At 69.4% G+C, this 25,805-nt stretch carries 20 protein-coding genes and 1 pseudogene; 11 read left to right on the plus strand and 10 right to left on the minus strand.

The features are described from left to right. Window positions 1-77 precede the first annotated feature (77 nt). Window positions 78-404, minus strand: coding sequence for a hypothetical protein (locus ACI794_RS06220; RefSeq protein WP_456601804.1), 327 nt, complete (start codon window positions 402-404; stop codon window positions 78-80). 208 nt (window positions 405-612) lie between these two features. Continuing rightward, a pseudogene (locus ACI794_RS06225) lies at window positions 613-843 on the minus strand (NAD(P)H-binding protein); the annotation flags it as partial. A gap of 270 nt (window positions 844-1,113) precedes the next feature. On the opposite strand from ACI794_RS06225, the gene ACI794_RS06230 reads away from it, so the two are divergent. Together ACI794_RS06230 and ACI794_RS06235 are read left to right on the plus strand one after the other, a co-directional pair. Next, a complete protein-coding gene (locus ACI794_RS06230; RefSeq protein ID WP_456615891.1) occupies window positions 1,114-1,635 on the plus strand; it encodes a TetR/AcrR family transcriptional regulator in 522 nt (173 codons plus the stop codon). A 1,257-nt stretch (window positions 1,636-2,892) separates the two neighbouring features. Further along, window positions 2,893-3,855 carry a diguanylate cyclase domain-containing protein gene (locus ACI794_RS06235; RefSeq protein WP_456601690.1) on the plus strand — a complete coding sequence of 321 codons (963 nt, stop codon included), beginning with the start codon at window positions 2,893-2,895 and terminating at the stop codon, window positions 3,853-3,855. A 541-nt stretch (window positions 3,856-4,396) separates the two neighbouring features. On the opposite strand, the gene ACI794_RS06240 is transcribed toward ACI794_RS06235, so the two are convergent. From ACI794_RS06240 to ACI794_RS06250, 3 genes are all read right to left on the minus strand, one after another. Next, window positions 4,397-7,228, minus strand: a complete 2,832-nt coding sequence (locus ACI794_RS06240) for an EAL domain-containing protein (protein ID WP_456615892.1) — start codon at window positions 7,226-7,228, stop codon at window positions 4,397-4,399. A gap of 1,317 nt (window positions 7,229-8,545) precedes the next feature. After that, window positions 8,546-9,436: a hypothetical protein gene (locus tag ACI794_RS06245; RefSeq protein WP_456601688.1), complete on the minus strand. Its 891-nt coding sequence runs from the start codon at window positions 9,434-9,436 to the stop codon at window positions 8,546-8,548. Further along, window positions 9,433-9,588 carry a hypothetical protein gene (locus ACI794_RS06250; protein ID WP_456601687.1) on the minus strand — a complete coding sequence of 52 codons (156 nt, stop codon included), beginning with the start codon at window positions 9,586-9,588 and terminating at the stop codon, window positions 9,433-9,435. The genes ACI794_RS06245 and ACI794_RS06250 overlap by 4 nt, the downstream gene beginning before the upstream one ends. A gap of 562 nt (window positions 9,589-10,150) precedes the next feature. Here ACI794_RS06250 and ACI794_RS06255 point away from each other — a divergent pair. After that, entirely contained in the window at window positions 10,151-10,366 is a 216-nt protein-coding gene (locus ACI794_RS06255) for a hypothetical protein (protein ID WP_456615893.1), read from the plus strand. 68 nt (window positions 10,367-10,434) lie between these two features. On the opposite strand, the gene ACI794_RS06260 is transcribed toward ACI794_RS06255, so the two are convergent. Both ACI794_RS06260 and ACI794_RS06265 read right to left on the minus strand, forming a co-directional pair. Beyond that, the gene (locus ACI794_RS06260; protein ID WP_456615894.1) at window positions 10,435-10,956 is read right to left on the minus strand and encodes a hypothetical protein; all 522 of its coding nucleotides are present in this window, start codon (window positions 10,954-10,956) and stop codon (window positions 10,435-10,437) included. A gap of 29 nt (window positions 10,957-10,985) precedes the next feature. Next, the gene (locus tag ACI794_RS06265) at window positions 10,986-11,753 is read right to left on the minus strand and encodes a hypothetical protein (RefSeq protein ID WP_456615895.1); all 768 of its coding nucleotides are present in this window, start codon (window positions 11,751-11,753) and stop codon (window positions 10,986-10,988) included. A gap of 310 nt (window positions 11,754-12,063) precedes the next feature. Here ACI794_RS06265 and ACI794_RS06270 point away from each other — a divergent pair, with 310 nt between their 5' ends. From ACI794_RS06270 to ACI794_RS06295, 6 genes are all read left to right on the plus strand, one after another. After that, window positions 12,064-12,528: a hypothetical protein gene (locus ACI794_RS06270; RefSeq protein WP_456615896.1), complete on the plus strand. Its 465-nt coding sequence runs from the start codon at window positions 12,064-12,066 to the stop codon at window positions 12,526-12,528. A gap of 217 nt (window positions 12,529-12,745) precedes the next feature. Beyond that, complete coding sequence (locus ACI794_RS06275) at window positions 12,746-13,954, plus strand: hypothetical protein (RefSeq protein WP_456615897.1); 1,209 nt, start codon at window positions 12,746-12,748, stop codon at window positions 13,952-13,954. Between the two features lie 152 nt (window positions 13,955-14,106). After that, entirely contained in the window at window positions 14,107-14,682 is a 576-nt protein-coding gene (locus ACI794_RS06280; protein ID WP_456615898.1) for a hypothetical protein, read from the plus strand. Window positions 14,683-15,127: 445 nt separating this feature from the next. Continuing rightward, window positions 15,128-16,324, plus strand: coding sequence for a hypothetical protein (locus ACI794_RS06285; protein ID WP_456615899.1), 1,197 nt, complete (start codon window positions 15,128-15,130; stop codon window positions 16,322-16,324). Next, window positions 16,321-17,598: a hypothetical protein gene (locus ACI794_RS06290; protein WP_456615900.1), complete on the plus strand. Its 1,278-nt coding sequence runs from the start codon at window positions 16,321-16,323 to the stop codon at window positions 17,596-17,598. The genes ACI794_RS06285 and ACI794_RS06290 overlap by 4 nt, the downstream gene beginning before the upstream one ends. A 71-nt stretch (window positions 17,599-17,669) precedes the next feature. Beyond that, window positions 17,670-18,188: a hypothetical protein gene (locus ACI794_RS06295; RefSeq protein WP_456615901.1), complete on the plus strand. Its 519-nt coding sequence runs from the start codon at window positions 17,670-17,672 to the stop codon at window positions 18,186-18,188. A gap of 363 nt (window positions 18,189-18,551) precedes the next feature. Here ACI794_RS06295 and ACI794_RS06300 read toward each other — a convergent pair whose 3' ends face one another. Then, on the minus strand, window positions 18,552-18,806 hold the full coding sequence (locus tag ACI794_RS06300) for a hypothetical protein (protein WP_456615902.1): 255 nt from the start codon (window positions 18,804-18,806) through the stop codon (window positions 18,552-18,554). A gap of 260 nt (window positions 18,807-19,066) precedes the next feature. On the opposite strand from ACI794_RS06300, the gene ACI794_RS06305 reads away from it, so the two are divergent. After that, window positions 19,067-20,797 (plus strand): NERD domain-containing protein, encoded by a 1,731-nt coding sequence (locus tag ACI794_RS06305; RefSeq protein WP_456615903.1) that lies wholly within the window; start codon window positions 19,067-19,069, stop codon window positions 20,795-20,797. A 6-nt stretch (window positions 20,798-20,803) separates the two neighbouring features. Then, a complete protein-coding gene (locus tag ACI794_RS06310) occupies window positions 20,804-21,832 on the plus strand; it encodes a hypothetical protein (RefSeq protein WP_456615904.1) in 1,029 nt (342 codons plus the stop codon). Between the two features lie 105 nt (window positions 21,833-21,937). Here the strand turns inward: ACI794_RS06310 and ACI794_RS06315 are convergent, their stop codons facing one another. Then, entirely contained in the window at window positions 21,938-23,167 is a 1,230-nt protein-coding gene (locus tag ACI794_RS06315; protein ID WP_456615905.1) for a 5-methylcytosine restriction system specificity protein McrC, read from the minus strand. Further along, the gene (locus ACI794_RS06320) at window positions 23,124-25,805 is read right to left on the minus strand and encodes an AAA family ATPase (RefSeq protein WP_456615906.1); all 2,682 of its coding nucleotides are present in this window, start codon (window positions 25,803-25,805) and stop codon (window positions 23,124-23,126) included. The genes ACI794_RS06315 and ACI794_RS06320 overlap by 44 nt, the downstream gene beginning before the upstream one ends.

Raw genomic sequence — 25,805 nt, forward strand, 5'->3', positions numbered from 1 at the left:
GGTCATCGTCCGAGGGCGGTCAGGGGCCGCCGGGGAGCGCTGCGGTACCAGCGGACGGTCGCCTCGATGCCTTCCCTCTAGGGGGTGACCCGACCAGGTCCGAAGGCGTCGAGGTAAGCGGTTGCGTCGACGCAGTGCGGCTGGCGGAACTGGTACAGCATCTCGGCGCCTTCCCGGGCGACCGGCCAGGCGCCCCCGACGACGCGAGCCGCGTTGGCGCTCAGCCGCGCCACCCTCAGCGATCGCCCCGCCTGCCCGAACAACTCCTCGAGAAAGGTGCGGGCGGTTCCCGGTGGCGGCGTGGGCAGGTGCCAAGCCCGGCCCAGCGCGGCGTCGTGCTCGCCGAGGTCCACCAGGCCGTGGGCGAAGTCGTCGATGAACATGGGGGCCAGTGGCTCATCCATGTCCCCGACCCACATTGCGGGCCCACGGCCGAGCGCCGGGCCGAACACGTTGCGCCCCAGGACGGACTCGACGGCGGCCCGTACAGCTCCGTTGCCCGGCCGATGACCGTGCGCACCCGCCCGCTGCTGTGCGCAGCGAGCACACGCTCGGCGAGCCAGGCGCGCAACACTCCCTTCCAGCTGACCGGCCGGAGCGGCAGGTCCTCGGTCATCGGTCCGTTGACACACCCGCGCCGCGGCACACCTCCCGCATCCGCTCGGCGTCCGTGGCATCGCCGGCGCTGGCCTCCACCCCGGGCGGCAGCGTCATCCGCCCACTGCGGTTCACCGCCCGTACCCGTCGGCCGCGCCGGACGAGCTCCCGTACGAGCGCGGTACCGGTGCGGCCGCTCGCGCCGATGACCACGTGCAGGCCGTCCGCGTCGCTCATGGTGGTCCCTCCGTCGGCGACGAGTGTTTCCCGGGCGTCTTCGAGTCAAGCGCGCCACGAGCCGTCGCCAAGAGGACATCGCGTCACTACTTTGCGACTTTGCGCACCAGCGGCTGCCCGGTGCGGCGAGCGACACCTCCGGCCATTCGGTCGCATACACGACTGATGGAGGCCGAGTGTCGAGAACCGGTCAGCTGCCGGACCCCCGGGTCAGGCCCACGCGTCAAGCGCTGCGGCAGGCCCTGGTGGCGGTCGTCGAGGAGCAGTCGTACCAGGCCGGTGACGGTCACCCGGGTCTGCCGGCAGGCCATGGTGAAGAAGGCCACCTTCTACCTCCACTACCAGGACAAGTACGACCTGCTGCTGGACGTGGTGGGGGAGCGGTTCGGTGTCATGAGCCTGCGCGACAGTCCGCCACCGCCGGACCTGGCGAGCTACTCCCTTGAACGGGCCTCCGCGACGGTCCTCCCGTTGCTCGAGCACGTAGCTGCTCACGCCGGCTTCTACCGCGGCATCGTGGGTGCCGGGGGCTCCCAGGAGATTCGCGCCGACCTGCGGACCTACGTGCGGGGGTTGATCCTCCAGCGCATCCGGGCGGTTCTTCCGGCGGGGATCAGCGCGCCGGTGCCGGTCGACGTCGTCGCCGCCTACACCGCGGCGGCCGGGCTCGGCGCCGTCGTGTGGTGGCTCGACGCCGGGATCCCCTCGACACCCGGCCAGTTCGCGGAGTGGTTGCTGCGGCTGCTCTCGTTCGGCGCGCACCAGGCGCTCGGGCTCCCGGCTCCCGCACCGCAGCCCTAGCAGCGCCGGGCCGGACGGCCCGGCGGTCGACGAACGGCGCATCCAGGGCCTGCTGGCCCGCACAGGAGTCCTCCGGTGGTCGGGGAGGGGCCGGTCCCCGCAGTCGTGGGGATCAGCCGTGACGGCGGTCGCCACGGTCGGGGGGCGTCATGCGCGCTGCGCCCAGGGGTGGTCGCACCGGTGCCGCACCCCCCCGGCACGCGCGGGGGCGGCCCGGGCGAGCCGGAACCCCCCTGCGGGGTGCTGCTCTCTCGGTACGTCGTGCAGGTGAGGTGGTCGAAGGCGACCTCGGCGGCCTCGAAGGGGCGAACCCCGGGTCGCCCCAGCGCGGGTCGTGCTCGCCGACGCAGTAGCGGGTGCTGCCGCCGTCTGCCGCGACGATCGACGAGAAGTCGATGTCGCCGCGGCCCACGATTTCGATCCGTCGGTCCGGAGTCGGGTTGAGGTTCTTGACGTGGAGCCGCTGGACCCGGTCGCCGTACTACTCGTGGCCGCCGCACGGGCAAGGAAGGCATCCCCGCCCCCAGCGGCCAGTGCATCGCGAACCGCTTGGTGGGCGGTCCTGGACGGGGGCGCCGCAGTGGTGACCCCATGCTGCCCTACTCGAGCCGCCCGATGCCTTCGGCAAAGCGCAGCAACGCCTGAGCGCCGGGCTCACCGAAGTCGGCGAACGGTGCGGTGTCGAGCGTCGCCATTGTCCGGCGCAAGAGAACGTGCAGCTGCACTTCGAGGGCCCTTGCATACCTGTATGACTAGCGGCGCAGCGCCCGAACTGGGAATCCCGGCGTGATCACTACGTGTGGCCTTGCGGAGAGCTGGGCATCCGCGCTGTGACGTAGGGACCAGTCGCCGCAGTCGATCACGATGGTTGCTGACTTGTCGCTCCTCCCCAGTAGCGGTCGATGACCCACTCGATCGCCGGTCGGATGCCGAGCGTGCACGGGTACGCCGTACCCCGGATGCCGCGCAGAGTGACGTGCCTGTTGATGTGAGTCAACGATCGGTCCACGGGTGGCGAGCCCGGCCGCGCCTACTCCGGATTTCGTCGGACGACTCTCTTCGCCGGGTGACAGCCGCGGGATGTGGGATCGACCTCGATGCATCGGCACCGGGGAGCCGTGGGGACGTTGACCTCCGTAGGAGTGAGACGGGCCGTTGGGTGCTCGGGGAACGGACCAGGGTTGCCGACCGCTAAGCAGCGAGGCAGGCGAGCGAAATCGCACTGCGCTGACCAGCTCCGGGATGGGAGGTGAACTGATGGACGTGCGCCTGCACGAGCACGAAGCTGGCCCGGCGTTCGACGATGGTTTCGCCGCGGCCGTGCTCGACGCGCTTCCGGACGCCACCGCGGTCGTCGACGCCACCGGCACCATCGTCATGGTCAACCGGGCCTGGCGGATGTTCACGCTGGACAACGGAGGTAACCCCAGCAGCACCGGTATCGGAGTGAACTACTTGGCGGTGTGCGAGAGGGCTGCAGCCGCCGGCTGTCCGGAAGCGGCTGCGGTCATCGCCGGTCTGCATGCCGTGCTGACCGGGGCGACAGTGCAGTTCGACAACGAGTACCCCTGCCCTTCCCCGGCCGTGGAACGCTGGTTCCTGTTGCGGATCACCCCGCTGACCGGCTCTCGCGGTGGGGCGGTCGTCTCGCACGTCAACATCAGCCGCCGCAAGATGGCAGAGGACGAACTCGCCCACGAGGCGTCTCACGACCCGCTCACCGGCCTGGCGAACCGGGCGCTGTTCTTCCAGCACCTGAGCTTCACCCTCGAGCCGCGCCCGGGGCGCCGCCAAGAGCCGGATGCGGGTGTGATCTTCCTCGATCTGGACGGATTCAAGCCGGTCAACGACATGTTCGGGCATGACGCCGGCGATGAAGTTCTGCTGACCGTTGCCCACCGGCTGCGCCGCGTACTCCGCGAGCAGGACACCATCGCCCGACTGGGCGGCGACGAGTTCGCAGTGTCCGTTCCCCGTGCCTCAGCGGAGCAGCTCGCCGGCCTCGTCGAGCGACTGGATGCCGCCCTCGCCGAGCCCTACCGCGTCCACGGTCGGCAGGTGCACGTCCGTGCCAGCATCGGGAGTCACGTCGCCACCGCCGGTGATTCCCCGGCCGACGCGCTGCGGTGTGCCGACCTGCACATGTACCAGGTCAAGCGGAGACGCCAGCAACAGCGGAGTCACCCGGTCGAAGGCCTTCGTGGCGGGCGACCGGAGTAGCCCCGCGGCGGAACGGAGCAGCCGGGCGACCGTGCACGGGCTGCTCAGGCCCGTGCCGGTCAGCGCTTGGCGCCGGCGCCTGCCCTGCCGATGCTTCCGGGTGACGTCCCACTGCGGCCCCATGGTGCCGAGTCGACCGGCTGATTCGACTGCCGCCATGTAGTCACGCCCGAACTCGCGGGTACCGGATGATGGCCGGGCCCCGGGACAGCCGGCGGATGTAGTCCTTCAGTCACTGCGCGGCCATGCCGACATCCGAGACAGCGTCCCCCCGGCGCGGAAGCCGCAGGGGGTTCCCGCGGTATCCGAGGGGAATCCGCACACCGCAGGGGTCCGCACCCTGTTCAGGCCGGTCGAGAGGATCGGCCTCGCTGGGCGGCGATCCACGAGGAAGCGGATGACGCTCGGCCATCGACCGGACGGCGTCGTGGCGGCCCATCCCCGGCGTTTCGTCGAGCACAACCCCCGAGATCCGCGAGCGAGCCGCCGTCGGCCGTGGCCTGAACTCCGAGATATCCCGGAGGTGCAAGGCGACCCGGACTCAACCAACTGGCGCCGACCCGTCCCCGCCGGTCGAGGGGAGCCACTCCTCCGTCAGGGCGGCTGGCGACGCGGGTCGCCCTAGGTGATAGCCCTGGACGAGGTCGCATCCCAAGTTCTTCAGGTGCTGCAACTGGGCGGCTGTCTCGACTCCCTCGGCGACGCAGGTCATCCCGAATTCGTGCGCCAGGCTTACGACGGCCGCCACGAGGGCGGCGTCTCGCGGGCTGCCGGGGATGCCGGCGACGAACGACCGGTCCACCTTCAGCTGGGCGAGCGGGAGGTAGCGGAGATAGGAGAGCGAGGAGTAGCCGGTGCCGAAGTCGTCGATCGACAGGGAGACACCGAACTCGGCGAGGGCGGCGAGGGCGTCGCTCATGACGGAGCGCTCGGACATGAGCGTCGTCTCGGTGATCTCCATAGTCAGTACGGCGGGCTCCAGGCCGTAGTGGGCCACGAGTCGTTCGACCATACGGACCAGCCCGGGGTCCAGCAGCTGCCGCGGGGAGAGGTTGACCGCGACGGAAAAGCCTTCGGGCACGGCACCGGCCCGTTGCCAGACGGAGACCTGGTGCAGCGCCTCGCGGAGCACCCACTCGCCGATCGGGACGATGAGGCCGGTGTCCTCGGCCAGCGGGATGAAGTCGTCCGGGGGCACCTCTCCGTAGCCGGGCCGGTTCCACCGCAGCAGGGCCTCGACGCCCCGCAGTGCCTCATCGGACGTCGACAGAACCGGCTGGTACTCCAGCGCGAGTTCTCCTCGGGGGAGTCCGTGCCGCAGCGCCTCCTCGGTGTCCAGGTGCCGGAGCGCCTGGTAGCGGAGGCCGGCCTCGAAGCGGGAGAAGCGGTTGCGTCCGTGGTCCTTGGCCAGGTACATCGCGGTGTCGGCCTCCCGCAGCAGGTCTGCGGCGCGGTGATGCTCCTGGGCCACGGTCACCCCTACCGAGGCCGTGATGCGCACATCTTTGCCGTTCAGGTCGACGGGCTCCTGGAAGCCCATGACGACGCGTTCGGCCAGAAGGGCCGCCTCTCCGGTGTCGGTGTCCTCGCACAGGACGACGAACTCGTCGCCGCCCAGGCGGGCCACCGTGTCCGACGCCCGGGTGGTGGCGAGCAGCCGCCGCGCCGCGTGCTGGATGAGCTGATCGCCCACGTCATGGCCGAAGGAGTCGTTGACGAGCTTGAAGCGGTCCAGGTCGATGAACAGGAGGGCGACGGGGACCCCTCGCGCGTGCCGATGCAGGGCGTGCTCGAGCCGGTCCATGAGCAGCCGGCGGTTCGGTAGCCCGGTCAACGAATCGTGCAGGCCTTGATGGGCCAATCTGGCCTCGGCCCGGCGGAGCAGGACGTTGTCCACGTCCCGGCGGAGTTCAGAAGCCTCCTGCACCTCGAGTTGCTCCCACGGCAGGGAACGCCCGCTCACCGTCTGTCGCCAGAGCTGGAAGGAGTTCCGGGGTGACAGCGGCGTCGCTCGGTTGCTGGACGACTGGTCACCCAGCCAGTCGACGCTGTGCATGACCTCCCGCCGGAACCAGGCGAGGTAGTCGCCGTCGCCTCCGAAGGGGACCACGAGCAAGCCGGCCACCGTGGGAACGAGGTCGGCCAGGTCCGGTCGATCGGTGGCGAGCGCCTCGCTGACCAGGGTCGGCACTGCACCGTCACCGGCGAGTGACAACCGGGAGATCATCGCGTCAACCGCCGCGGGGGGAGGGGTGTGCCCGATGGCCACATGGCGCTCCTCAAGGCAGACGATCGCGCCGTCCGCAGACACGAGGTCGAGCAGGGTGACCTCCTCGTCGACCAAGCTTGCGCCGACGTCCGGGCTCTCCGTCATCTGTTCCACGAGCAGCGTGCGTACCTGCTGGATCTGCAGCTGCCGCCGCAGCCGCGCATTTTCTGACATGACGCGGAGCTGCAGGGACACCTGCTGGGTGAGCAGATCGCAGGCACGGCGCACGACGTAGGGCACGTGGCGCGGCCGATGGTGTGTGCACGAGATCATCCCGACGAGCTCGCCGTCTCGAACGAGTGAGAACGACATGCTGGCCGCCACGCCCATGTTGCGCATGAACTCCAGGTGGTGTGGCGAGACGCTGCGCAGCTGGGACAGGCTCAGGTCCAGCGGTACCCCCGTCCGGGAATTCACGGCAGGCACCAGAGGAACGGGCACGTAGTCGCTGGTCACGATCAGTCGCGAGGGCTGCAGCGTGTAGAGCCGGCGGGCCTGGGCCGGAATGTCCGACGCGGGGTAGTGCAGGCCCAGGAAGGGCTCCTGATCGGCGGATCGATCTTCGGCGACCACCTCGCCGTGGCCGTCAGGGTGGAAGTGGTAGACCATGACGCGGTCGAAGCCGGTGAGCGCGCGCAGTTCCCGGGCGGCCCCGGCTCGGAGTTCGTCCACGTCGACGGCAGTGGAGAGCCGCTGCGCCGCCGCGTGAAGCTGGGTGACCAGCCTGGCCTCCGGTTGCGTCGGGGCCGGCTCCATCTCGATGACCAGCAGCCCATCGGCCTCGTGCGGGATGGCGTCGAACGGACGGGCCCCGACGACGACCTCGACCGGGGCGCCGGGGGCTTCGGCGAGTGCGGACCGGAGACGGGGGAACCACTCAGGCCACGCACCGTGCCGGGCACGCACGTCGAGTCGCGGCGACGCGTCGACGCCGAGGAGCTCCGTGGCGTTCCGGCTGGCCTGGACGAGGGTGAAGTCGTGCGGATCGACCGCCAGCAGCACTCCGTGTGGCTGGATAGCTCCCGGTGCGTGCAACGGTTCTCGCGAGCACTCGTCCAGTCGCAACCGCTCGTCCTCCGGCAGGAGGTCTTGGGCGCGCGTCACGTCGGCGTCCCGAGACTTGGGCAGCTGCCCCGGTCCCTACCGGTCTCACCGGCCCATAGCGGTAGGACGACTGCCCCTGACGGCGAGATCGGGCCAGCACAGCGGGTCACGGTAGGGGCATCCGTCCAGGGGAGAGGGCTTGCAGCTGGAGCATCACCGTACGGGTGGTGAGCGGCAACTTCCGGCCGTGGAGCGGCGTACCGGTCGCCGAGCTGCCGGAGAGGCGGCACCGTCGAAGGGGGAGCCTGTGCGGTGACGCTCCGCCGCCCGGCCCTACCGGGCTCGCGGTGGGGAGCCGGTGAGACTTCCTGCGGAGCGAAGAAGACAGACACTCACACGGCCATCGTTCTCGCTGCCCATCGAGACCTGTGTCCCGGGACGGCGGCAGGGAACAACCCGTGTTCACGGACCCCAAGTCCTGCCGCCGAGAGCGGCCACTCCCCGCGGCGACTGGCGGGCCGGTACCACGCATGCAGCGGCAGCTCATTCAGCTATCCGCGTACCAACGCTGCACCAGTCAGGAGTGCCGCACGACATCTCGCCCGGCGGCGCTCTACGCCACGCCCGCGCCGGTGGCTGTTGCCCGGGGACGGGTCAGCGTCTGGTAGGTGCCCGGGGACGGGTCAGCGTCTGGGAGGCCAGAGACGCGGCCTCGGCCCGCAGCCTTGCGAACGCGGTCGATCTCTCCACTCGTTGCCGGCGACTCCTCATCGCCCTCGAGGTGACCGTGGTGGCCCTGCCGTCCGCTTCTCCGCGCAGTCCACACTGCGAAAACGTCCCCAGCTCCTCGCGCGCCGGGACCTCGTGACCGGCCGCCTCGACCTGGTGGCACGGCTGGACCGCGCAACCGCGTACCCGGTCCGGGACGCCCTCTCCGCGCTGCTGGTCACCATCTGCAGGCGGCGACACGCTCATCTCGTGGGGGTCCACCCGGTGCGTGGTCTCGGTCCGGACGGTCGCAACGACTGCCCGCCCACCGTGCGTCAGTGCGAATCGGACCAAGCCAGAGACGAGCGAACCCCCGCCGGCCAGTGACGCCGTGGGGGTTCAACTCGGTGTCCGAGGGGCGACACGGTACATACGCACACCCCTGCGCTCGGTCTGAGCCAACCGGACCATGGGCAGTCCCGGGACCGCGCCGCTTCCCCCGGTGGGCGCCAGCGGGTCCGGTCACGAATACGTAGGAAGTTCTACTCCTGGCGCGGTCGGGTGTCGCGGCTCGGCGGTCCGGTAGTCGGGCACGATGCTGCCCGGCCGAACCTCGGTCAGCAGTCCGCCCGAGGGGTCCATGTGGCAACGATGACTGTGCCGCCGTGGTCACCTGAGCACCCGGTGCTCGAAGTCTTCACCGTCCTGCCAGATCACGTCGAGATCCAGGTACATCGACGCGGCGCATGAGAGGTCGTCCTGGGAAGGTTCGCCGGGCAGCAGTACGGCTACTCGGTCGACGAGCGTCCGGTCGGCTGTGAGGTTCAGGAGGTATCGGTACCGGTGCACCTGCCCGATCGCCGGGAACAGTCCGTCGACGGTGGCCTTCGCCTCGACGATCAGGCGGCGACGCTCGTCGTAGATGTCCGCGACGAGGTCCGTGCCCCCGTCCCTCCCGATCCGGTACTCAAGCCTCGGCCTGTAGTCGAGCGTCGCGATGTAGGAGGCGACGAGGTGGGCCTCGAGCCTCCTCTCATCGGCGAGTGCCTGCGCGACCGTGGTGTCCGGGTCCGCGAGCCGGGTCGCGGCGAGTGCCAGTTCGCCGCGGGCGCGCCAGCACTTCATGGCGTACAGCTCGAGCTCGCGCCCCTTGAGCCGCTCGTGCATCGCCCGGTAGACGTCGGCGTGCCGGTATCTGCCGTCGAGCGCCACGAAGGTCTGGTAGATCGTCCGGTGCCCACCGTCGGCCTTGGTCGGCCAGCCGAGGGCGAGCACGGCGTCGGCGACCTCGGCGAGCGGCGCCTCCCGCGGGTCGGTCGGTCGAGCCCGCCGGTACTCATCGGTCTCGAGGTCGTGGGCGAGCGCGCCGGTCGACTCGAGGTCGATCACGGCCCGCAGGACGGGGTCGATGGTGAGCGCCGGCGCGATGCCGAGGGTCTCGGCGAGGTGCTCCCGGGTGTCCGCCCAGGTGGCGGTGCCCGCGGTGTCGAGCTGCTGCTCGATGTAGCGGGTCGCGCGGCTCACCCGGTGCTCGAGGGTCGGGCCGAGCGGGGACGTCACGGTGCGACCGTCCAGACAGCCTCGAGCAGCGGCGGGACCGTGCGGGCGACCTGGGCCTCGGTGGAGACCTGCACGACCTCAGGGCGCGGTGCGGGTCGAGCATGGGCGCGGGCGGTGAGCGTGGCGCTCGGTGGGGTGGCAGGCGACGTCATGACCGCGACCGTGCCATGCACCAGGCGCTACGTGCAGGGCAGGCGCTTCAGAACGCCCGTCCGCCCGGCGAGCAGGCACGCCGGTGCCGGTGCCGGTGTTCAGGCATCAGACGAGCGTGCCGACAGTTGAGACAGGTGAACCCCCATCGGCCGGATTGCCGTGGGGGTTCAACTCGGTGTCCGAGGGGGGACTTCGGCACTGTGGCGTGGGCAATCGCCCACCCATCGCGCTTCCGCGGGCGAGCGAAGCGGGGACGGTGCAACCGCGTCTGGCCCTCGAGTTCTACTGCCCCTCGAGGCTCGCCCCTACCTGCGGCCCCTTCCATACGGCTGATCGCCGGGCCCCTCGACGTGCGCATGGCGCCGTGTTCGCACCGGCCGTGCGCCGATTCGGCGTGATGCACTGCGTGTGTCTCGTCTCCCGACGAGGGAGGCGGCTGTGCTTGAGCGAGTTCGGCAGCAGAATGAGGCGGTGGGTATAGATGCGGCCCAGCAGTCACCTGACCACAGGGCCCACGGCCGTGCCGGCTCGGCGCCATCCACCGAGGCCCGTCGCCGGGTCATGGCCGCAGTCGCCGGTGGGTTGGACGAGCGGGAGATGAACGCCGACGAGCGGGTAGCGTTCAACGCCGCGCTCGACGCGTCGATCTCCGAGGGGGTCAGCACCATCGCCTTCGGCGAGGTCCTCGCCGCCCGCGGTGTCACGACGGTCGGCCTCGACGAGCACGCCCGACTAACCCGCTACCACCCCGACGGCGCCGCCAGCCCGCTCGAGTAGCCCACAGCGAGCGTGGCTCCGTGCCGCCGGTGCTGAGGACTCAGCGCGGTGTGGTCAGGCCGCGACCGTCACGACCGGGGCCGGAACTTGTGCCAGCACCACAGCGCACGGTCGAGCTGGCGCAGATCGGTGCCGACCGCGTGCGCGATCGCACGGCAGCGCTCCAGATAGTCCACATAGCCGGGCCAGCCCGGGCCGAGCTCCCCATGCGCCTGAAGCGCCTCGACCGAGCGGTAGTCGATCACGGTGAACTGCTTCGGATCGGCGACCATGAGCAGGGCGCTGGCCGTCGGTGTCCGCACGCCGGCGAGCAGCGCGAGGATGCGGTGCCGGAGCCGTTCCGGCGCGGCCAGTGCCGTCTCGGTCAGATCTTGGACGTCCTCGGCGGTGTTGGTGGCGACGCTCCTGGTTGTGCGTCGTGTCTTCCATCGGCAGACGGCGAGGAACTCGTCACGGGTGTAGAAGTCACGCTCGGCGACGGCCGGACCGATCACCTTGAGGACCTGGTGGTCGTAGTCCGTCGCGTACCGGGCGCTCCAGGTGTCGGCGAACTCGCGAGTGATCCGCTGACCGGACCCGGACGCTGTCATGCGCTGATGTGACGGCAATGGGGCACCGGTCAGAGCCCCTGGAAGACGTCGACGTAGGTCTCCACCGTGGTGGTGCCGGCGGGCACCGACAGCCAGCCGGACAGCGACATGGTGGCCTGGCCGCCCGCCGGGACGCCCGCCGGTAGGTAGCCGCCAGCACCGCCGACGATGGCGCCCTGCGCGTCACGGAACAGCAGGTGCAACGGATTCCCGCTGTCCACGTCCCAGCTGAGGGTGGAGGCGAAGGTGGCACTCACCTGAGCATCGAAGCCGGGACCGCCGCGGATCTGCGTTGTGGCGGTGACCGTCCCGGTCACCGGAGGGTTGTTGGCTAGGTAGGACACCCCGGGGCCGGAGATGGTGACCTGCACGTCGGTGACGCCCGCGGCGTCGTTGAAGCTGCCGCCCACGGCCATCTGCCCGGTGGGCAGCCGTCGTACCGTCACCTGGTCAGTGCCGAGCGCGAAGCCGGTGGCGTCCACGGCGGTCGCCGAGACGTCCACCAGCCCCCAGTCCCCGCCGGTGTTGTTCAGTACCGCACCCCAGGACGCGGTGTCGAACGCCGAATCGTAGGACCAGCCGCTCTCGACGACGGCGATCGCCGGGCCCCCTGGCGTGCGGGTGGGCGTCGCGGTCGGGGTTGGGACGGGTACGGCGCTCGGCAGCGGAGACGGCGCTGTGCTGCTGGTCGTCGGGGGGCTGGTCGGGCCGGCTTCCGCGGCAGCGTCGCCACCACAGCCGGCCAATAGGGCCGCACCTACCAGTGCTGCGGTCATCAAGACCGTCCTGCGTGCCATCCACGTCCCCCGTCCTCGGCTGTCCGCGGCACAGCGTCCGGTGCCTAGAACTCATGGGTCCAGGGCTCCGTCGACGACGTCACCCGCGTGGGGTGGCAACGGTTCGAGAGGTCGCCCTGGAAGTGATCGGCGTCTCACCTGTGCGACATGGCTGAACGGGTTCTGGCTGCCCCCTGCGGCCCATTCGGGAAGGCGCAGCGCCACTACCTCGCGTCTCACCTGTCTGCCAGTGACTCGCTACGGATGACAACGCTGACGCACACGAGTATTATGTGGCCATAGCAACTCGCTACGAATCATAGGAGATCACGTGCAGATCGCGATCACGTTCGACCCCGAGCGGGACGCCGCCGAAGACGTCGCCCTGGCGCTCGCCTACGCGTACGGCTACGAGACCGTCGAAGACCTCCTGCAGGGGACCGACGAGTTCGAGCTCGTCGACGACGAGCCGGAGAGCCCACCCGCCACAGCCGGCACCGTCCACGGCTGGACGAAGCCGAAGATGAAGCGCTACGTCTCCGCGCTGCGCCCGACCGCCCGCAAGATCCTGCGCGCGATCGCCGAGGGGGCACCGGAGGTGAGCCTGGAGCAAGCGCAGGAGGCCGCCGGGCTGGACGCCTACAAGTACGCCGGCGCCATGTCCTCCTTCGGCTTCGCGGCCCGCAACACCCGCGGGGTCAAGGAGAAGCCGTTCACCAAAGACGGCAAGACCTACCTGATCCAGCCCGCGGTGGCCGATGTCGTGCTCGCGGCCATGGACGAGCTGGGCTTCTGACCGGCGAGCCCCGGGTGTCGTTGCCACTGCCCGGGGCCGCCGCCGTCCGGTTCTGTCCGGGCCGCACCGCTTCACGGGCCCCGGCCCACCCGGCACACACAGCACCGCCATCCCGTCAGCGCCTCGGCGAAGGGAACCGCTCATGCCTCGCACCCCGCAGCCTCCCGCCCCGACCCCCGGCACGTTGTTCGGCGCACCACCCGCCCGCCCTCGGCGGGTGTCCCACGAGCTCAGCACCGCCCACGCGGCCGAAGAGCGGGACTGGGCACACGGGCAGCTGCTCGAGCGCCACGGCGACAGCGGCGGTGCGCCGGTGCCCACATTCGGCGGCATTATCGCGCCGCTGGGCCCGCCGCCGGAGCGGCAGATCCGCCGCGTGTTCGTGGCGAAGTTCGACCCGTCGGCATCTGGCCCCACCGGCCGGTTCGCTGCGTCCGACCCGCTGGCGGTCGACGACCTGTGGGACTTCACCGCACCGCCGCAGAACTGGATCGGTGACGCCCCGGCCGCGCCGGGGCAGTCGCCGCGGACGCGACACACCGACGCGCACGACACCATCGCCGCCGGCGACCTCGTGATCGTGTTCCGCGGCGCCGTCCGCGGCGGACCGCGCACTGGCCGGCTAGACAGCGGGCCCCACCTGGTGGGGGCGTGGTGGGTCACCCATGTGCACCGCCGGCGGCTGGCCCGGCCGACGAACCGGTCGGTGACGGACGTCTGGCACGCCCCGCTGTCCCGATTCGCCAGCAACGAAGTCGACGTCAAGACCATCAGGACCAAGCATCCTGAGCTGACCCACCTGCCGGCTTTCATCGACACCCGCCAGCAGGCGCTGCTGGGCACCACGCCAGCCGAGGCGGCCGCGCTGACCGCAGCGTGTGGGCTGCCCGGCTGGGTGCTCACGGATCCCGACCCGGTGGTCATCGCCCACCGGCTCGGCTCGGTTCGCACCGGGATGCTGCCGGCCGACCGCAGGCACCTGTACCAATCCCGTGCCGCCTACGAGTTCATCCATGCGGTGGAGGTCGCCGCCAGTGACCGTGTGCAGGCTGAACTGCTCGATGCCGGCTGGTCGGTCATCAGCCGAGAGCGGTGCCCGCGCTGGGGCGCCGACCTCGACTGCTGGCGGACCGTCGCCGGCCGGAAACAGCGGCGAGCCGTGGAGGTCAAGGGCACCTCGGGCACGAACTGGCGCACCGTCACCGTGCAGCAGTCGCAGTACGACCGCGCACGGGGCAGCGCCGCCGCCGGCGATGACGAGTGGTGGCTGGCCATCTGCACGCAGGTGCTGGAGCCCGCGCCGCCGCCGATGCGGCAGCTGCCCGCCAGCTGGGTCGCCACCCACTGGCCGGCCAACCGGGTCCGAGTTGCCGCCCCCGCTCGCGGCCGGGCGCGCGCCGCGGCACCGGTCGCCGCCGCCGGATAGCCCGGCGAGCCAACACGAACGTCGACGCCTGCTAGCCCCACGGGGCCCGGCCGTGGGCGAAGTCCGTGTCCTACCCCGACGGGGGGATTGTGACCTGACCAGTCCGGCATCAGGGTCGAGCCCATGCCATGCGCAGTGCCGCTGAGGCCCCGGTGACGTTCGCCGAGGCCATGGGCTACACGCTGGCCGGGCTGGCCATCGCATTCGTCGTGGGACTGCTGCTTTGGCTGGCCGTGGCGGCGCTGCCGCTGGTGCTGGCTTTCCTGACGATCGCCGCGGTCGTGTGGGTGCTGAGCAGCGACGCGACGACTGAGGTGCTGGGGGCGGTCATCCTCGTCGGGCTCGCCGCGGCCGCCATCGTTTTCGTCGCAGCGATCGTCACGGTCGAACGGAACGCACGTGAGGACAAGCGGCGAGCCGCGGCCGGCGAGCCCTCGGTCGCCGAGGAACGCGCCGCTCGCCAGGCCTCCAAGGACGCCGACTGGATCCGCGGTGTGCAGGCCAAGCAGAAGCAGCTGCGCGCCAAGCACGGGGCGCCGGCCAAGGCCGCCGACTGCCGGCACTGCGAGCGCCGGATCAAGCACATGAGTGCCCACAGCGTGTGCCTGCAGCTGCACAAGCCAACCGAGAAGACGCCGGGGACGTACGTGCGGGCCGGCTTCTGCGCCGGCAGCGGCGGGGCTGGCAGGTGGCGGGACTACCCGCTCCGTGACGTGCTGCTCTCCTGACCGCGCACCCGCCGATCCCCCATCGGCCGCCCGACCCATCAAGCCTGATCGCCCGGGCAGTCGGGTGACCAGCCCGGCACGCAGTTCGGTGCACGTCTCGGGGGTCAGAATCGGCAGGCTGAGGGTCAGGTGGCGCGAGCCGACGACCAGCACACCGGACTCCCGCTGCGGCCGTAGCCGCGTACCTAGAACGATCAGCGCCTCGGGGTCCTCGGTGAGCAGGCTCAGCTGCAACACGGGCTTGAAGGGCCTCCTCGGTTCCGCGGCTCGTGGCCGGGCCTGGCGGCTTTGGGGCCGGGCGAAGCGGCCCGTAAGCCGCAGTGACCTCTGCGGCGACTGGGACGGCGGTGCGATGCGTGACCGCCGTGGACGATGTGCCTCGGAAGTGTGGCCAGCCCCCTCGATGTGGCCTGTTCCGTCGGGTGAGGTCATTAGCGTCAGCAACATGGACGCTGCGCAGGTGGGCACAAAGCTCGAACTCTCGGCGGATGAGGACTTCATCCTCACTGCGTGGCAGTACCGGATGATGCAGCGTGATGTCGCAGCTTCCAAGGGGAAGCACCTCACGGCCAAGCGCGAGGTCCGGAACCAGTTCCGCACGGCGGCCGTCGAGGCGATCGCACAACGCAACGGAGACGAGTGGTCGTCCGTTGTGGCGGAGGTCGTCGACCGGTTCGTCCCCGCAGGCACGGCCCCAGATTTCGAGACGCTCGAGGACGCCGGGCCGGAGATCTCGTCAGTCGTGCCCAGGCGGTCGCGAGCCCTCCTGCTCCTCATCGACTTGTACGGCTTCGAACCGTGGGGCGAAGGCAAGTGGGACAAGGGCGCGCGCGCCGAAACCCTCGCCGAAGCCCTCGGGGCGATGAAGGAACTTCATCCCCAGGACCTGGACGCAGTCGAGACCGCCTACAAGGACGCGATCAAGAAGCTGTCCAAATCAGTCTCGTGGGCGAGGGTCGCCCTTCTCGCCGGCGCCGGCCTGGGTCTCGGGGTCTTGACCGGGGGGCTCGCTGCACCGGCCATCGCCGGCGCATACGGAACCATCGTCCTCGGCTACTCGGGTGCGGTCGCCACCACTGCCGGTATGGCAGCCCTTGGTGGTGGATCCATCGCCGCGGGCGGTCTCGGCGTGGCCGGAGGCGCGGCCCTCATCACCGGACTCACCGGGGCGGCAGGCGCTGGCGCAGCAACAATCGGAGGCAGGGCGACCGGCTTCACCGCCGCCCGCGTCGCCGCCGACGCAGTGCGCCTGCACGTCGTCACCCAGCTCGTACTCCGCGACGTCGACGGGGACGAGGAAGCAGCCAAGGCAGTCATCGTCAGCCTCCGCGAGCGGGTCGCCAACATCGGTAAGACCGTCGCCGAGCTGGTCGAGAAGATCGAGGAACAGAAAGCGGAGCTCCGCACCAAGCAGGCAGAGGCCGACGCAGAGCGCCAACGGCGCTTGGCGGCCGAGGACCAGCTCGCCCGCTTCCGTGCTGTCACTGACCGGCTCAAGGAGCGCATCACCGGCCCCGCGGATGAAGAACTCCAGGCGCTGTTGGCCGGGCTGGAAGAACTCGAAGGCAAGAAGAAGGCAGCCGAAACTGTCGCCGAGGGCGTCGCGGTCCTGGCCGACGACCTCGAGGACAAGGCGGCGTGACCACCGGGGACAGAGGCCTCGAGGGTCGGAAGTCGCCGGTCGGTGCCGACTACATCGCGAACCTCGACGCCGTGACCAAGGATCTCGTCGACATCGAGGCGCTCGCGTCAGCCGCGCTCCGGGACGACCCCATCGACCCGACAGCCGTAGCACGTCTCGCGGCTGCCCCGACCGCCCTCACCTACGACGCGCTCACCGAATACAACGCTGAGCGCCGGCGGGCCGAGGCGTGGGGCGAAGCCGAGACGGCAGACATCCTCGACCCGATCGCCCTTGCGCAACTGGACGGATGGCAGCAGGCGCAGCGCCTCCCGTGGGAACGGAGCGACCTGGTGGTCGTCGGGGTCGCCGGGCTCGTCGGCGCTCTGGCGAACCTGTTCGACACTCAGATCGACGCCACCGTCCTCGATGGCCTGTCGTATCTGAAAGAGAGCGACCTCTTGCAGCAGTGGGAGAAGGATGCAGCCCGGCTGCCCATCGACCACACCGGACCGAACTTCGGCGGCCCAGCCCACCGGGTCCGATCAGCTGGCCACGACATCGGCCGGTTCTTCACTGCGCTCAACCAGATCCGCACCGGGACCTTCGAGGGAATCCGGTGGGAGGACGGTCGTCGGATCGTCGAACAGGTCACCACGACGCCCTCGGGACTTCCGTTCGCGCAGGCGTCGGAGCCTCATCTCGCAGTGGCGCTGCTGCTGAAGCACTGGGCGGCGGACTTCGTCACTCCCATGAGTCTCCCGCTGCCAGGCTGGTCATTGCTGTACGAGATGCCGAACCGCGATCTGCGGAAGTTCGCGCACGACGCCTACGCGGGCTCGAACTCAGGCGATGGCCTGAACCTGCGCTCAGGGTTGCTCAGTCCGGGGCTCGGGATGGTGGCGACGGAAGTGATCGTCCGAACGCACACGCATCTGGCGGCCTACCGCGAGAGCGGGAGTCCTCGTCTCGGCAAGCCTGCAGCCGCGAAGCGCAACGAAATGCTTCTGGCCGCCCACGCCGCTGCTGGTGCGGTCAGCCTGTCCAAGACCGCTGCGGTGGCCGTCGCGGGTGAAGGGGTCATGGCGGTCCGCCACCTCAACCTGCCGGTGCTGATGCGGGTCGGCATGCTCGCGCTGAAGGTCCGGTCAGACGCGGCCTTCCGCGCCGCCGCCGGAGCGCCGTCCTGGGGAGAACTTCTGGAGGACGATGCGGCGACCTGGACTCTCCCCGAGGCGGTCACGATCGCAGAACTGCTGGCGGATGCCGGGCCCGCGACGATCGCACCGGGCTGATTGCTGGTTCTGGCGGGCCGCGCACGGTGTCCGGCGTCGTGCACCATCCCGTCTGCTTGAGGAAGTCCGTCATGTCCGCGCTGTTTTCGCCGCTGACCCCCGAGGAGCGGCTCGCCGCCCGCGCTGCCAGCCGCCGCGCCCACGCCGTGGATCTGCGCTGGGCCGCCCGGTGCGAGGAGATGGAGGCCGTCCTCGACGACCTCGCCGCCGCGCTGCTGCCCCGCCCGGACATCACCCACGTCGTGGGCTACACCTGCGAGGGCATCGACTGCCGCTACGACAAGGGCTTCACCCCGACCGACCACGACATCTTCCCGCACCTGCATCTGGACGCCGTTGTCTGCACTGCCGCCGGCGGCGGCCTCATGCTCGTCGACGGGGACGAAGTTCCCGGCGCGCTCCGCGTCGCCGACCTGGAGGAGGACCTCGAGGGTCGCCACCCGGACAGCCGTGGCTGGCAGGTCGACGCTCCGTACCGCACCGACCCGCCGGCCGGCTTGGACGAGGTGGACGAGGCTGCCGTGGACGTCGACGAGGTGTGGCTGGACGCCGCAGCGCTGCGGGCCCGACTCACCTACCTGCCGACCTGATCGCAGCCCATCACAGCGCACACCGGCCCTGCCCCGGCCCTCGCAGGGGCGGGGTAGGGCCGGTGTGCGCGTCCGGGGGATTGAGTGGGAAGGCCGGCTGGACGAGGTCGAGGACGCGCTGCTGCTGATCACATGCGAGGGGAACCACGGACACGTCGTGGTGCCCCTTGAGGACGTCGACTCCGACCCGTCGCCGGTCCGGTCCGGTCGCAGGGTCCGGGGCCAATGCCGCAGCTGGCGCCGCCGACTCACCGGCCTCCGACTGGCAGGCGGGATCGGTGTCTGTCCGGCGCACCGCCCCAGTTCCGCACCCGGCCTCCGCTGCCCTCGCGGGTCCACCCCGCCGATGCCGCTGGCCGCCGGCTACGGGGTCCGGCATTGCAGGCCGGCCTCGACGGGGACCTTCAGCACGACGGCGCCCTTCGTGACTCGGTCCTCAACGTCGACGACGATGCCGTCTGCGAGCTCGCGCTGAAAATCGGGGGATCCGGTACCCGCCTCGTCATGCACCAGGTCGTCACGCGCACCGTTGATCAGCGAACGCCAGATGCCCCGTTGGTCGGTGAGCCGGTGCGGAACTGTCTCGCTTCCGATTGGGCCGACGTCGCTGGTAGTCACCGGCCACCAGCGACGTGCTGATAGTTGCTTGGCGGCTCAGGGCTCCGGTCTGCCCACAGCGGAGTCCTGACCAGTACATCCGTGCGTCCTCGCGCCCCTGCGATCACGCGAGAGAAGCCTCTCGTCTGCCGACACGCGGTCAGCCTGCCATGTCGCCGGTCCGCCGCTGTTCAGTATCGCTACACACAGTCCAGACGGTCGGAGGAACGGAGAGGGTTATGGCGCGACTGATTCCAGCCGCCTTGGGGCCGGATGCGCCCATGTCCGAGCGGGCCGTCTTCGCGGCCCTCGGCGGACTACCTGACTCCTGGACGGTGCTGTGGGATGTCCCGGTCGGCTTGTTCGGCCGACCTCGCGCGGATCTGCGCCAAATCGACTGCCTGCTCCTGCATGAGCGGCTCGGGCTGCTAGTTGTGGAGGTCAAGGGCGGCGCCATCAAGGTTGAGCGAGGGGAGTGGTCGACGCGGCCGATGGGGTCGCAGGAGTGGATAGCCCTGCAGCGGTCTCCGTTCAAGCAGGCCGCCGATCAGCGCTACAACCTGCAGCGCTATCTGTCGCGTGAACTGCGGATAGATCCGCGGTCGTTCGGGCATGCGGTCGCTTTTCCGGGGTGTGACATCACGGCGGACCTCGGCCCCGACGCTCCGCGTGAGCTGGCCATCGACGCAGGCGATCTTCGCAATCCCTCCGCAGCCTTGCACCGCGTGCGAGCGCACTGGGGTGATTGCCCGCCGTTGACTGGAGGGTTGATCGAGTCCGTTGTCGACAGGCTGAGGCCGTCGTTCGAAATGACCATTCTTTCCGCTTCGGCCGCCGCAGCCACGGCGGAGGCGCTGGAGCGGGAGACCCGCCGGCAGGCGCAGATGGTCGAGAACCAAATCGAGGCATACCGAACGCTACTGTCGACGGATCGGGTCGTGACGCTCGGTGGCGCCGGCACCGGCAAGACAGTCGTCGCCGCCCAGCTGGCTCGGCAGCTTTCCTCAACGGGCAGTCGAACACTGCTGTTGTGCCACCGCGGCGGTGTCCAGGCGTTCCTGTCGACCCTCCTAGGGATCCGGTCGACGCACCGCTCGTATGACGGGCAGTCACCCGAACCGCTCCACGTCGCTGCATGGATCAAGGTTGCCGGCGCCGTCGCCGAGGCCGTAGGTCGGTCTTCGGTGCGGCCTGCCGATCCAGCGTTGAGTGAGTACTTTCTCGAGTTCCGCGATGCCCTGCCCGCGCCCTATGACGCGCTGGTGGTCGACGAGGGTCAAGAGTTCACGCCGAACCAGATTGAGGCGCTCACTTGGCTATTGAGCGACCCGGACAGCAGTCCCGTCTACATCTTCGCCGACCCGTTCCAGCATAGTGGGATCTTCTCCACCCCCACCCGCGATCGGCTCGAGAAGAAGGTCCGCTACAAGTGGACGTCGCCTATCAGCAGCGAAACGGTGATGTTGACGACCAACTGTCGAAACAGCAGTCAGATCGCAGAAATATCCTCAAAGTTCTACCCCCATACCGCACCGCTCCCCGTCGCGGATGGTCCGGATCCGCAGTTTCACCAAGTTCAACAAACGAGTGTTCTGTCAGAGGCGTTCCGGCTGGTTGCGAAGCTGACGAACGAGGAGGGTCTCCGGCCGAATCAACTCTTGGTGGTGCTCATCGGGTTCGCGATGAAGGAGGCGGAGCAGGCGGCGCGGCGGTCGCGAGTATCGACGGTCGCGCTTGATCAGATCTTCCGGTTCCCGCTCACCCCCAAGGACCTGCGTGTGGCGTGCGGACGGCCCGATGACGCCCAGGGACTCGAGGCCGACGCCATCGTCGTCGCTTATCGGCCCGACCCAGGAACTCCCGGAACGCTGCGTGAGATGTACATTGCGACCAGTCGCGCCCGATCGGTCCTGCATGTGGTATCCAGTCTGTCGCCGGATGACATTCTTGCATCCGAGACGGCACGGACCGAGGATGCCGATCCTGCCGTGGCAGTCGGAGAAGCTGAGTGAGGCCAGGTGGCTGACTGGCGAATGACGTTTGTCGGAACGGGTTCGTTGGCGAGTGCCAGCCACCGGGCCTTTCCGGCAACGCTTCTGGAAGCGCCAGGCCTGACGGTGCTGGTCGATTGCGGCGATGGAACAGTGGCCCGTCTGCGGTCCCTGGGGAATCCGTCCATCGACGCCGTGGCCGTGACCGGGCTGTCAGTTTCTGAGCTCGGTGGGCTGCTGACCCTTGCGGAAGTTCAACGCCGATCACGACGTAGGGCGCTGCGTGTGTTCGGCCCACCCGGCCTCGAGCAGGCGCTGGCCAGCCTGTCGACCCTGTCGGCGATGAGCACGGGCGAGTTGTTCGATGCCGAGGAAGCCACAGCGGGTCGGGTTCTGTATGAGCAGGCCGGAAAACACCTCGAGGCGGTCGAAGTCGACTTAGGCGAAGGCTTAGCCGGGTTTGCCTACCTCATTTACGAGTCCCCCTTGCCCGGGCGGGTTGACGCGGCGAAGGCCGCGGCGCAGGGAATCAAGGGAAGTGATTTCTGGCGCCTGCAGGCGGGGCAGACGGTCCGGGGAGTTCGCCCGGGCGACGTGATCGGGCCTTTGCGCCCCGGTCGCCGTGTCATGGTCGCCGGTCGCGGCCGGGTGACGGACGCGCTGGAAGCTAACCTTGACGGCAGTGATGCCGCAGTCTTCGCTGCACCATTCATGGATGAGCGACTCGAAATGGCTGAAGATGCTCACTACTTCACCGGTTGGGAGGCGGCAGAGCTGGCCGCCCGGACCCGGGTTCGGGTGCTTCTCTTACAGCAACTCGGTCCCTATGCACCTATTCGGCATCAGGTAGACGAGGCTCGGCAGTTTCACGGACGGCTCTTCGCTCCCGATGATGGCGACGTGCTGCGAATCCCTCTTCCTGAGACGGGCCTGCCAGCCGCGTTCGACAGGGGGCGCTCGGCCGGATCGCACGGTGTACAGCAACGCGACAGGTCGGCGCGCAACAGTGAGCCTCGTTCTACTGCGGCGCCAAGACCTGGTGATCGCATGCGGTAGCGGCCTGCAGGGCCGTGGGGTTGAGGAACGCCGCGCCGCGGGCAGGACCCTGAGCCCTGTCCATACCTCGCCCGGTAGTCGCTGGGGGCTGCGCTCGGCGCAACGTCAGATGGACGGCACTGTGTTGGCGGCGGATGTAGCCAGCAGCACCCGCGCTAGATCCGCCACCTGGACCTCGGTCTCCGGTAGCGAGCGGCTGATGTCGACGGCGTGGATGAGCAAGGTGACGTCGGTGCCCACGATGTCGAATGGCTCGGGGTGTGGGTCCCCAGCGGCGTAGATCAGGTGCCCCGTTCGCAGGCCTAGCCGTGAGCAGTAGGTCACCAGTTGGTAGGCGTCGGCGTTCGGGAACTTGCCGCTGCCGTCGAGCAGCTTGTACTTGGTATCTGCGACCGCTACCGGCCTGTCGTTTCGGTAGAGGACGAGGTCGGGCTCAATGGTGAGCCGGCCGAGCGTGTCCAACGGCAGCGGCTGTTGAGTGACCAGCCCGGGAAGCTGCTCGCCGAGTAGCTGGCCGACGAGCTTCTCGAAAAGCCAGGCCATGTTGACGACGAAGCCGTGAGTCCGCGTGTCACCCGCGGCGTGCTCCACGCTGGTGTGGGTCAGCACGAGGTCACACAGGTGCAGCAGACGGTGCAAGCGGGCGTTCAGGCGGGTGGGCTGCCATGGCGTAAGTCGTACGCCCGGTGCGGGTAGGTGGACATCGGTCAGGACCCGGTCGAGACGCAACAGCGTGTTCCGCGCCGCCGCGGGCACGTCGGCAAGGGTGAGGAGTCGCCGGCAGGCCGCACGGATCCGGCGGTTGTCATCGGTGTCGAGGGTCCACTCGTCGACAGTCACCTCTAGCGGCACGGGCAGCCCGAAGCGCCGTAAGTGTTGGTCGCGCAGCCGAACCCGGCCGCGCAGCACTGGCAGGGTCTGGTCCTCGGTGCGGTAGCCGCGCAGTGGCCCGGCCGCCATCGCCGTCGCCACTTCCTGAGCGAATAGGACTGCGAGCACGCTGGAAAGGTCGGCGTCATCAGCGAGCCCAACCAGTCCGGGGTCGACCTTCAGACCGCTGATGCCGTGGGCGCGCGCCAGCAGGGTGAGGACTTGGGCAGTCCCCACCTTCGGGGCTACTCGGACGACGAGATTGCCACGTTGGAGGGCGCCGACGGCGTACTCAGCTGTGACCCGCCACCCGTCGACATCTGGCTCGACTGTGACGAGCCGGCTGCTGTTGAGTGCCGTGGCCTCCGACGGTGTCAGGTCTACGGGGTAGACGGACTGGCCCTCGCTGAGCGCGGTCAGTTCAGGCCGCGTCACCACTGCCAGCCCCTTCTTGGACCGGCACACCGATTCCAGCCTCAGCGATCCAAGATGCGAACGGGTACCAGCTGTCGACCTTGTCGTGGTCGCCGTAGTGGTGCTCCACCAGCATCGGCCGCAGCTCACGTCGCCACAGTCGGTCGAGGGCTGCCGGCTCGCCGAGTCCAGCCCGCATGAAATAGGACGGCCCAAAGGCCAGCGCGGAGTCGAGGCCGCGTTTGCCCATCTCCGCGTTGAGCCGGTCCCGCAGTACCGCTAGCGCCGTGGGGTGCCCGTTGGCCTTGCACCACCGGGCCAGGACGCCGGTCAACGCATGCTCGCCGGCGTCCATCGACAGGAACACGAAGCGGCGACGCATCGCGGCATCGAGGAGGGCGATGGAGCGGTCGGCAGTGTTCATCGTGCCGATGATGAAAAGATTGTCCGGCAGGCTGAACCGCTCGCTGGCGCTGTAGAGGAGCTCGATCTCCCGGTCGCGGTACTCCAGCAGGAAGTACAGCTCGCCGAACACCTTCGCGATGTTGGCCCGGTTGATCTCGTCGATGACCAAGACGAACGGCTTGCCCGGAGCGTTGCGGGCCTCCTCGGCGATCCGTTTGAGCGGGCCAGGCTGCACGGTCAGCGATGCCCCGACTCCGTCGCTAGTGGCGACCGGTCGGAACCCCTCGACGAAGTCCTCGTACGAGTACGTGGGGTGAAACTGCACCAAGGTCGATTGACCCTCCACAACGCCGCAAGCCTCCAGCAGGCGCTGCACAACGAAGGTCTTCCCGGTCCCTGGAGGGCCCTCGAGCACGACCTGCTTGCGTTCGTTCAGGCTAACCAGCAGCTCATTCAGCCAGCTGGTGTCGGCGTGATGCAAAGATTCCGCGAGGGCGTCGACGTCGCACTCAAGCGCTGCCGGGGCAGGGGGGTGCTCCTCAGCGATCGGGATGTCCGTCGGGGCGTCGACGTTGGGATCGTCGAGGTCGGCCGCGCCGGGGAGCTCGCCGTCGATTTCGGCCAACGCCTCAAGCGCAGCGTTGATCTCGGTCAGGTCCAGCACGTCTTCGCCCTTGAACCGAACTCGCGTACGCACTGGGGCCGGCAAGTCCTTCACCCTGGGGCTCGCCTCGACGCTCCAGGCCACCGGACGGGTGAGCAACGTCGATCCGCCGATTTGCTCCAGGGCCACGGCCCCGTCCTGCAGGCGCCCGAGGCGTATGTGCTCGCCATCGACGGTGACGACCAGGTCGCCGGGCTGCATGCCTAGGACGAAGGCAAGTACGTCGCGCTTCTTCCCCTCCCGCTTGACGACTTGAAGGTCCGTGTACCGCTCGTCGACCAGGCTGCTCAGCGCGTCCTGCGTAGGTTGCGGCGGCAGGTGGGTCAGCCGACCAGCGGTGACGGTGACCCGACCCTGGCTGACCCAGGCCGGGACCCGGTTCTGCTGGTCGAGCTCACCGCGGACGAGCCATGCGCGGCTGCCCTCGACGTCTTGACTCCATTCCTGTACCAGCGGCGCTGAGTCGTAGCGCACCGCCTTGCCGCCCTGCTGCTTCTGCAGATGAAGCGTGATCGCCTTCAGGTCGCGTTCCAGGTCGCCACTCGGCGAGGCGAGGTGCTCGCTGAACACCGCGACGACCCGCTGCCGGTCGGCCCGCCGGAGCAGCGTCGTGAACGACCCCGGGTGAGCCAACAGACACAACAAGGAAGCCACCCGGTCATCGGTGTCCGGGACATCGCTGACCAGGTCGCGGAACCGCCACGGATCCGTCCAGGCCTCCTCGCGGGCATCGGCCGACTGCTGCCACCAATCATCGAGGATGCGGACGCAGGAGGTCAGCATCGCGATCGGCCCCGCGATCAAGGCCTTCCCGCCGTGCACGAAGCCCTGTTCCAGGTCGGCAGACAGCTGCCAGGGAAGCCCCGGCGGATCTACCGCGGGAATCAACGGGTTGCGGATCCGGGCACGCTTCGTCCAGCCGTTCATGTCGCTAAGTGGCCCAACTAGCAGTACCAGGGCTTCGGCTGCGAGCGTCCTCGGGTTGAGGCCGGCGAGCCCGGGGAGCGTCGCTGGCGTGGGCTGCGGTGCCGCCTCCAAGTACTCGAGCAACGCCGCGGTCGTGGCCGCATCCCAGATCTGCGTACCGGAGAGGAGAGCCGACCCGCCGGACCGCCACGCCTCCAGCACCGGCCCGACTGCCCGTAATGAATGCGCCGCTCCCGGACCGGCATGCAGTACATCGGTCGCGGGGGAGAGGGGGACGTCGAGCAGGGGTTCGCTGCGTGCCGCGTCCCAAACTGCGTACGCCTCGTTGGCCGCCTCGAACAGCTGGACGGGGTCCTTGTGCTCTTCCAGGGCTGCGCGCCCTTCACGGGTGAGTCGGATCCCGCCGTCCGACGTCACGTGCAGCCACCCAGGGTGCTCCAAGGTGGTGGTGAGGTTCCAGCGAAGGTGGGTCCAGGCGCGTACGCCGCCGCTCGTGGTCGTTGAGGAGTCGTACTGAGTCAGTGGCACCCGTTGGGCAACCAGATCCTGCAGATCGTTGACCTTCAGAGGCTGGTCCTGTTCAGCCAGGACTTGCAGCGCCGCGCGCAACCGAACCCGGCAGCGCAGCGCCCAGTCCGGGTCCTGGATCGGCTCGCTGACGCCGGAGGAGATCGTCTGGTCGGGCGCTGCCAC

It is taken from the genome of Blastococcus sp. SYSU DS0541 (genome assembly GCF_054050875.1).